4 protein-coding genes and 1 pseudogene are annotated in these 6,258 nt (G+C 65.4%); all 5 read left to right on the top strand.

Annotated features, from left to right (window positions below):
* Positions 1 to 954 (top strand): annotated as a pseudogene (locus QOC69_RS25355) (NtaA/DmoA family FMN-dependent monooxygenase); the annotation flags it as partial.
* The gene (locus QOC69_RS25350; RefSeq protein ID WP_526444820.1) at positions 951 to 2,354 is read left to right on the top strand and encodes an LLM class flavin-dependent oxidoreductase; all 1,404 of its coding nucleotides are present in this window, start codon (positions 951 to 953) and stop codon (positions 2,352 to 2,354) included. The pseudogene QOC69_RS25355 and the gene QOC69_RS25350, both read left to right, overlap by 4 nt.
* 132 nt (positions 2,355 to 2,486) lie before the next feature.
* A complete protein-coding gene (locus tag QOC69_RS25345) occupies positions 2,487 to 4,040 on the top strand; it encodes an amino acid permease (RefSeq protein ID WP_526444818.1) in 1,554 nt (517 codons plus the stop codon).
* A complete protein-coding gene (locus QOC69_RS25340; RefSeq protein WP_526444816.1) occupies positions 4,037 to 5,020 on the top strand; it encodes a GNAT family N-acetyltransferase in 984 nt (327 codons plus the stop codon). Before QOC69_RS25345 ends, QOC69_RS25340 begins: the two co-directional genes overlap by 4 nt.
* Positions 5,017 to 6,252, top strand: coding sequence for an acyl-CoA dehydrogenase family protein (locus tag QOC69_RS25335; RefSeq protein WP_526444814.1), 1,236 nt, complete (start codon positions 5,017 to 5,019; stop codon positions 6,250 to 6,252). Before QOC69_RS25340 ends, QOC69_RS25335 begins: the two co-directional genes overlap by 4 nt.
* Positions 6,253 to 6,258: the final 6 nt, after the last annotated feature.

The raw sequence follows: 6,258 nt of genomic DNA, 5'->3' as shown, positions 1-6,258 counted from the left end.
GGAATCTGGTGACCAGCTTCGCGCGGGCCGCGGCCGACAACTTCAGCGCCAGAGGCGTCGTCGATCACGATGAGCGATACCGCGTCGCCGAAGAGGCCATCGACGTCGTCGAGAAGCTGTGGGACTCCTGGGGCGAAGGCACCATTGTCGAGGACCGTGCCGCGGGGATCTTCAATGACGTCAGCCGGATTCGGGTGCCCAACCATCACGGTCGCTATTTCGACGTCAACGGACCGCTCGGGGCAGCTCGATCGGCTCAGGGCAAGCCCGTGATCTTCCAGGCGGGATCCTCGACGACGGGACGCGCCTTCGCCGCGCGGCACGCCGAGGTCATCTTCACCGGACAGGGCACCCTGGTCAGGGCGCAGGAGTTCTACCGGCAGATCCACGACGAGGCCCTTCGGCTTGGGCGCCGCGCTCCTCCGCTGATCACCCCATCGCTGCGATTCATCGTCGGTTCCACGGAGGACGAGGTCCGCCGCATCGAGCGCACCGCGTACGAGTACTTCAGCCCCGAGTACCAGGCAGGTTGGCTGTTGGAGGTCGATGTCGACGTCACGGGTGCAGACCTTGACGGGCCAGTCCCCGAGTCGGGCCTTCCCAACGACTACCGAGACCCACCAGACCGCCTTGACCGGCTACCGCGCACTGGCCTTCGATGGGGCACCGACGGTTCGGGAGTTCCTGTACCGCACTGTGAATGGTTGGGGGGCGAGCGTGGTCGGTACCCCTGAGCAGATCGCCGACCAGATCGAGACGTGGTTCGAAGCGCGAGCCGCCGACGGTTTCGTACTGCAAGGCCCTGGACTCCCGGGGCAGTTCGAGGACTTCGTCGAACAGGTCGTGCCGTTGCTTCGCAAGCGCGGACTGTTCCGGCACGAGTACACCGGCACTACGTTCCGCGATCATCTGGGACTGACGAGTCCGGCCAACCGGTACGACGTGGGCGCATGAGCTTGTCGGTCGAACCGTTCGTGCTGTCGGCGTTCACCATGTCGACACCGTCGCACGGCAACTTCGGTCTGTGGCGGCATCCCGAGGACAGGACCTCCTCATACACCGATCTGAGGTACTGGACGGACCTGGCGCGGATTCTCGACGCCGGAGGGTTCGACGCGTTGTTCATCGCGGACGCCGTCGGCCAGCTCGACGTCCATGGTGGCGATGCGACGTCGGCTCTGACCAAGGGAGTGCAAACTCCCGTGACCGATCCGCTGCTCGCGGTCTCGGCGATGGCCGCGGCCACCGAGCACCTCGGATTCGGCATCACGGTGTCGACGACCTACGAAAGTCCCTACCTGCTGGCCCGGAAGTTCAGCACACTCGACCACCTCACCGGTGGACGGATCGGGTGGAACATCGTCACCTCGCTACTGGACAGCGCGGCGCGCAACATCATCGGGCGTGATCGCCAGATTCCGCACGACGAGCGGTATGCCATGGCGCAGGAGTTCCTGGAGGTGACCTACAAGTTGTGGGAGGGGTCCTGGGAGTCCGACGCAGTCGTCCGCGATCGAGACCGCGGTGTCTACACCGACGCGGGGAAGGTTCACGCCATCGGCCACGAGGGAACTTATTTCAGCGTTCCCGGCGCCCATCTGGTGGAGCCGTCGCCGCAACGCACTCCCGTCCTGTTCCAGGCCGGCACCTCACCCGCAGGTCGCGAATTCGCATCTCGCAATGCCGAGTTGGTGTTCGCGAGCGACCCACGGCCAGATGTGCTGCGCGGGAACATCGACGACATCCGGCGGCGCGTGGTCGCATACGGCCGCAAGCCGGACTCGATCAAGTTCGTCACGTCGATCGAAGTCGTGGTCGACGAGACCGACTCCGCCGCCGAGGCGAAGGCGCGGGAGCTGTCGAAGTATCACGACCTGGAGAGCGGGCTGGTCCTGCTGTCGGCGCTGAGCGGAGTCGACTGGTCCGGTTACGATGTCGACCGGCCCATCGAGCAGTTCGAGACCGACGCCAGCAGGTCCATTCTGACCGCAGTCGACGACACCGATGCCCGACACCGGGTCACATTGCGCGACTACGTCGGCGGCCTTGGCGGATTCGGCGGCGAGCTGTTCGTCGGGTCCGCCCGCACCGTCGCAGACGATCTCGAGGCCTACGCGCAGCGCACCGGCGTCGACGGGTTCAACATCGTCTACCACATTACGCCCGGCAGCTTCGTCGACGTCGCCGACCACCTCATCCCGGAACTGCGCCGACGTGGCAAGGCGCGTGCCGCCGACGATCGCTCGACGACGTTGCGGCAAAAGCTCTTTCCTGCGGGGTCCGCACTGTTGCCAGACGACCATCCCGGCGCGGAACACCGAGGTAGAAAGAATCCCAGCGATTCTGACGGCTGACGCCGCGGGCTGTGTTACGGCACTCTGACATCCAGATCAGTAACACGTTAATCGTCTACATACCAGCGCATTGCGCGGCATGCACATGAGTTCGCGGCCCGACACACAGTCGAGCCAGGAAGGCAGTTCGTCATGTCCACACAGATTCCGGAGGTTGCACTCTCTGGCCGAACACTTTCCTCGGCCGAGGGTAACGGCCTGCAACGCGACGCCCTGGGTTTCTGGGGCGTCTTCGCGCAGGGGCTGGCCGCGGCCGCACCCAGTGTCGCGGTAGCTTCGGTCCCGTTCTCTCTCTTTCTGGCGGCGGGCAAGGGCGCGGCTTGGGCAGTGCTGGTCGGTCTGGCGATCACCGTCCTCATTGCGGCGACCATCAGCTTTCAGGCCAAGCGCACAGTCTCGTCGGGATCGCTGGGTACCTATACCGGTAACGGCCTCGGGCCGGGCTTCGCGTATGCCGCAGGCTTCAGTCTGCTAGTTGGCTATATCGGATTCGCCACCACGGGAACACTCGGCGGCGTCGTCTACCTCGACGCGTTCCTCGAATCCATCGGATTGGGCTCGCAGGCAACGTGGTTCCGCCTGCTCCTCGTTCTGGTGATCGTCGGGGTCGCCACATATCTGCCGTTCAGGGGCGTGTCGATCGCAGCGAAGTACGAACTGGTGATCGAGCTCATCGCCGTCGCGTCCATCCTGGTGATCATCGTCGCCGCCTACATCGGCTACGGGTTCCGGGTGGATTGGGACCAGTGGAACCCAAGCCATCTCGGCAACAGCGCGACGTTCATCGCCGCCGTGTCGGCCGTCGGGGCCTACGCAGGATTCGAGAGCGTCGCCTCACTCGGTGCCGAAGCCAAGGACGCGCACCGCAGCATCGCACGGTCGCTGCTGCGGGTCGTTCTGCTCTTGGGAGTGCTCTACATCGTTGCAACCTATCCGCAGATCCTGTTCTTCGGCAGCATCGACGGTGACAAGGCGATCCTTCCCCAGCTCGCAGATTCCACCGGCGTCTCCTGGGTCAACCACGTCGTGAGTGGGGCGGTGGCCGTCGCGTTCATCGTCTTCGTCACAGCGGTCACCACCGCCGGGGCGCGGTCCCTGTTCACCTTCGCCCACGAGGGTGCACTGCCCGCCGCGCTGACGAGGGTGCACGCCAAGTACAAGACGCCGTGGGTGGGTATCGCGTTCATTGGGGCACTGGCGCTTGTCTTCTCGGTGGTAGCGACCTTCAGCTCGGCGGGCCGGGTGGTCTTCGAGGTCTACGGTGGCTACGTCGCGAACTGGGGCTTTCTGACCAGTTATCTGCTGGTGGTGATCGCCACGCCGATCTGGCTCTACAAGATCAAGGCGCTGACACCACTACGTCTGGTGGTTTCTGCCGCTGCCACACTGGCTTTGGCGTATGTCTTCTTCAGCAACTTCTACCCCGTGCCCGAGTTCCCGTTCAACATCCTGCCGTTGATCTTCGGTGGCATCCTGCTGGCCGGGTTGGCGTGGTACTGGTACCTCAAGCGCACCAAGCCAGAAGTCGCCAACCGCATCGGCACGATTCAGACGCTGTCCGAGTCCGAACAGCAGCGCCTCGCCGACGAGGGCATCCTCGACGTGCTCGACCACCAGGTCGAAGGCGACACGAGTGGCGACGACGATCCAGAGCTGCGCCGCGACAAGGAGCCCGTCGCGCCATGACCGCCCAGTTATTGGACGACTGGATCGTCACCACCGCCACCGCCCGCGATCACTCCGCGATCGCCGACTTCCTCGCCACCACCGAGGGGCTCGGTGGACGCAAGTTCGCCGCCGACTCCCGCGACGTCGCCGAACAACTGGACGGCGTATTCCCACACGGTGCGACGGTGACTCGGGACCGATCCGGGCTGGTACGCGGTTATTCGACGCTGCATCAGCCTCACGGCGTTGACCTGCAAGAAGTGTCGGCCGGCTTCGTGGTCGACCCCGCAACGCCCCCGGAGGTCGTCGACGACGTGGTCGGCGCCGCGGTGGGCCGATTTGCGCGGGAGGCCGAATCGATACCGGGCGCATATCTTCGGGTCTTCACGGGTGCCGATCAACCGTTCGTGATCGACGCACTGACCCGAAGGGGAGCCCACCGCGAGGGACAGTTCATCCGCACCCGCAAGCCTCTCGGAGGCGAGGACCCGGCCACACTCGCCGGGGCCACGATCGACGGCATCACGGTGCTTTCGTGGTCGGAGGTCATCGCGCGCGACCTCGGTGAACAGGTGCGGCGCCTGCAGTTCGACACCTTCCTCGAGCACTTCGGCAACATGTCGAAGACTCCAGAGGCGTGGCAGCACCATCTCCACAGTCGATTATTCGCACCGGATTTCAGCGTCGCGGCAGTCGAGCACGGCGAGGTCGTCGGCTATGTCCTGGGCTCGACGTACACGTCGGGTACGGCGGGTTCGGAGGAACGCAGCGCGCACACCGACCACATCGGAGTCCGCCGCGACCAACGCAAGCGCGGCATCGGCGAGCTGCTGCTCGGCAAGATCTGGCTGGCGGCGCTGCGGCGCGGGCTCCGCGCCGCATCATTGGGCACCGACATCGCCAACCGCAGCAATGCGCATCTGCTCTACGAGCGGCTGGGCTACGTCGCGGTCGAGAAGCAGGCCGCCTACCGGATCGATGGAGTAGTGAAGCAATGAGTTTCGCAACAACGTATCTGCGCAGGCCCACCGCAGTCCACACCGAGCTGGAGTCGACCTTCCGGCCGATCTTCGCCGAGATCGCCGGAGGCAGCCGGGACCGCGAGAGGGACCGAGTCCTTCCTCGCGAACAGGTCCGGTTGCTGATCGACGCCGGTTTCGGCACTCTGCGAATCCCCGAGGAGCACGGCGGTTTCGGCGCATCACTGGAGCAGACGTTCCTGCTGCTCGCCGAGCTTGGTGCGGCCGACGCGAACGTCTCGCACATCTTTCGCAACCACCTGGCCTTCGTCGAGGACCGGCTCAACGCGCCGACGTCGGAGACCAACGACGTCTGGATCAAGCGGTTCCTCGCGGGCGCGTTCGTCGGCGGGGGTTGGACCGAGGCGAACAATCTGACTCTGGCCAAACTGGCGACGACGGTGACGGTCGAGGATGATCACTGGCTGGTGACCGGCGCGAAATACTATGCGACGGGCAGCCTTTACGCGGACTGGCTGGACGTGTTGGGCCGTGGTGACGACGGAGAGCTGCTGACTGCCCTGGTCCGGGCCGACGATCCCGGTGTGACGCTGGTGGACGACTGGCGGGGCTTCGGTCAACGAGCCACGGCCAGCGGCACCGCGAACTACACGCGGGTGCGCGCCGACGTTGGCGACGTGTTTCCCGCTGCCGACAGATTCGGCTACCAGTCGCATTTCTATCAAATCGCGATGCTGGCCGTGCTCACCGGCATCACGGCGGCGGCGCTGCGTGACGGCTCCACGGCACTGGCAGAGCGCAAGCGCAACTACCCCCAGGGCCTGGCTGAGGTGCCCACCGCCGACGCTCAGCTCCTGCAGGTCATCGGCAGTGTTTCGGCAGACGCGTTCGGTGCCGAGGCAGCGCTGGCCAGGAGCGCGAGGACCCTGGACCACGTCGCCGAAGGACGGTTGTCCGGCGACGATGGGCACGGTAGACAGCGACTCGTCGACGCCGAGGTCGCCGTGTCACAGGCTCAACTGGTGATCATCGATGCTGCGCTGCGGGCGACCACGACGATCTTCGACGCCCTCGGCGCTTCGGGAGTCTCGGAAGAGCTTGCGCTGGATCGCCATTGGCGCAACGCCCGCACGCTGGCATCGCACAACCCCCGAATCTACAAGGCCAGGATCCTGGGCGACTGGCTGATCAACGGCAAGGACCCGGTCCCGGATCTGGCCGCTCGAGGTCGCGGCGGTCAGGGCAACTGACGGCTG

It is taken from the genome of Mycobacterium sp., assembly GCF_032162105.1.
GTDB lineage: Bacteria > Actinomycetota > Actinomycetes > Mycobacteriales > Mycobacteriaceae > Mycobacterium.
This window is presented reverse-complemented; position numbering and strand designations above follow the sequence as displayed.

Coding starts and splice junctions, on each gene's coding strand:
- QOC69_RS25350 (WP_526444820.1), top strand. CDS start 951: ATGAGCTTGTCGGTCGAACCGTTCGTGCTGTCGGCGTTCACCATGTCG.
- QOC69_RS25345 (WP_526444818.1), top strand. CDS start 2,487: ATGTCCACACAGATTCCGGAGGTTGCACTCTCTGGCCGAACACTTTCC.
- QOC69_RS25340 (WP_526444816.1), top strand. CDS start 4,037: ATGACCGCCCAGTTATTGGACGACTGGATCGTCACCACCGCCACCGCC.
- QOC69_RS25335 (WP_526444814.1), top strand. CDS start 5,017: ATGAGTTTCGCAACAACGTATCTGCGCAGGCCCACCGCAGTCCACACC.